Source organism: Pseudonocardia nigra, assembly GCF_019396355.1.
Taxonomy (GTDB): Bacteria; Actinomycetota; Actinomycetes; order Mycobacteriales; family Pseudonocardiaceae; genus Pseudonocardia; species Pseudonocardia nigra.
The window spans coordinates 1-1,730 of the sequence record NZ_JAHKRK010000432.1 but is presented as its reverse complement, the minus strand read 5'-3'; the positions used below and the strand labels follow the sequence as shown (position 1 = coordinate 1,730).

Here is a 1,730-nt window from a genome sequence, read left to right as displayed (position 1 = left end):
CTCGAAGTTCAAGGCAGCACCTGGAGAACGAGCGAGCCACCGCGAAGACCAACGACGACCAGGAAGGACCGCTACGGCCAGGTCGCAGGCAAAATCCGGTCGGGTGAACAAGTGCCAGCTCCAGATGAGTGGGGCACCGTGTTCGCCGACGACGTCCTGGCCACCGCCATCCTCGACCGGCTCCTGCACCACTGCCACGTCATCAGCATCAACGGACCCAGCTACCGGCTCAAAGACCGCGCGTCACTCGCCCCGAACCCCGCCACCATGCCATGATCCCCCCGCCGGGACCGACACGTCAGGTCGTACTCCGACCGACACATGAGTCAGTACGCGGACACCCGGACGGGCGGCCGGTGCGGGTCTCGCGTGACACGCTGGACCGCTGGATTCGGGCCTGGCGCCGCGGCGGGTTCGACGCGTTGGTGCCCGCGCCGCGCCAGGCCGGGCTGCGGGTCCCGGTCGAGGTCATCGAAATGGCGATCGCGTTGAAGCGGGAGAACCCGGCCCGCACCGCCACCCAGGTCCGCCGGATCCTGCGCGCCCAGCTCGGCTGGGCACCCGGGGAGCGCACCCTGCAGCGCCACTTCGCCGAGTTGGACACCGACCCGCTGATCGCCGCGCAGCTGGGCGCAATCGCTGCTGGCGGGCCCGGGGCGCGAGCGGTGTTCGGCCGGTTCGAGGCCAACCGGCCGAACGAGCTGTGGACCGGTGACGCCCTGCACGGGCCGCGGGTCGCCGGACGCAAGACCTACCTGTTCGCCTTCCTCGACGACCACTCCCGCGCCATCGTCGGGCACCGGTTCGGCTTCGCCGAGGACACCGTGCGCCTGGCCGCCGCGTTGCGCCCGGCGCTGGCCTCGCGCGGGGTCCCCGACGGCGTCTATGTCGATAACGGGTCGGCGTTCGTCGACGCCTGGCTGCTGCGCGCCTGCGCCAAGCTCGGGATCCGGTTGATCCACTCCACCCCGGGCCGCCCACAGGGCCGCGGGAAGATCGAGCGGTTCTTGTGCGCCACGATGCGACCTGTCGCATCCCCGGCCTAGCCGGGAGGAACTCGAAGGGAGGTTTCTGGGTCCAATGGCTAACCTGGAGCCGAAAGGTGAAGGGGACAAGAGCATGCCAAGACAACCAGTGACCGGGTCCAGACGTTGGGACGGTGTGCTGGGGGACCCGCGTGATATGGCGAAAGCTGGATTGCCTGAAGCCCAATCTGCAGAAGATGCAAGTTCACATCCGCCGGAAAGACGTCTGAAACCGGCGCCGGCTCTGCGACGACGTGGAAGTTCCGCCGACGCACCCTTCGGAGCCAGGAGCGATGCCCAATGAGGGCATTCAAGGAGATGAGTGGGACGCCTAAGTCACGCTGTCACGTGCGACAGGGACGAACGTGGGACCGCCTAACGGGCGCGAGCCCCATGGCGACGGAGGCCCCGTAGTAGTCGCCGGAGTCACGACCGGCCAGGGAGGACGGGAAAACCGCCCGCAGGGCGAAGCAGGGCCCCGGCGTTCTGATCATTTAGGTGTTACGTCCGGTTTTGTCCGGTTGGCTCGCCCTGGTCAGTGCGGGAGACGAGGGGGCTGAGTTGCCAGGCGAGCGCGCCTCCTGATGATCTTTCAGGTGTCAAAGCCGAAAGTTCGCCTCAGGAGCCGCGCTCGTGCCCCCATCATCGCCGATCAGTCCTGTCCTTGGCCAGTTGGCGGAGCTGGCCCGCAAGGACGATCCGCTC

Annotated in this window: 2 protein-coding genes; both read left to right on the top strand. The window is 68.0% G+C overall.

Features of this window, described 5'->3' with window-relative positions; genetic code table 11:
- The first annotated feature begins 111 nt into the window (after positions 1 to 111).
- A complete protein-coding gene (locus KME75_RS46495) occupies positions 112 to 276 on the top strand; it encodes an ATP-binding protein (RefSeq protein ID WP_372452772.1) in 165 nt (54 codons plus the stop codon).
- Between the two features lie 80 nt (positions 277 to 356).
- The gene (locus KME75_RS41290) at positions 357 to 1,046 is read left to right on the top strand and encodes a DDE-type integrase/transposase/recombinase (RefSeq protein ID WP_308283511.1); all 690 of its coding nucleotides are present in this window, start codon (positions 357 to 359) and stop codon (positions 1,044 to 1,046) included.
- Positions 1,047 to 1,730: the final 684 nt, after the last annotated feature.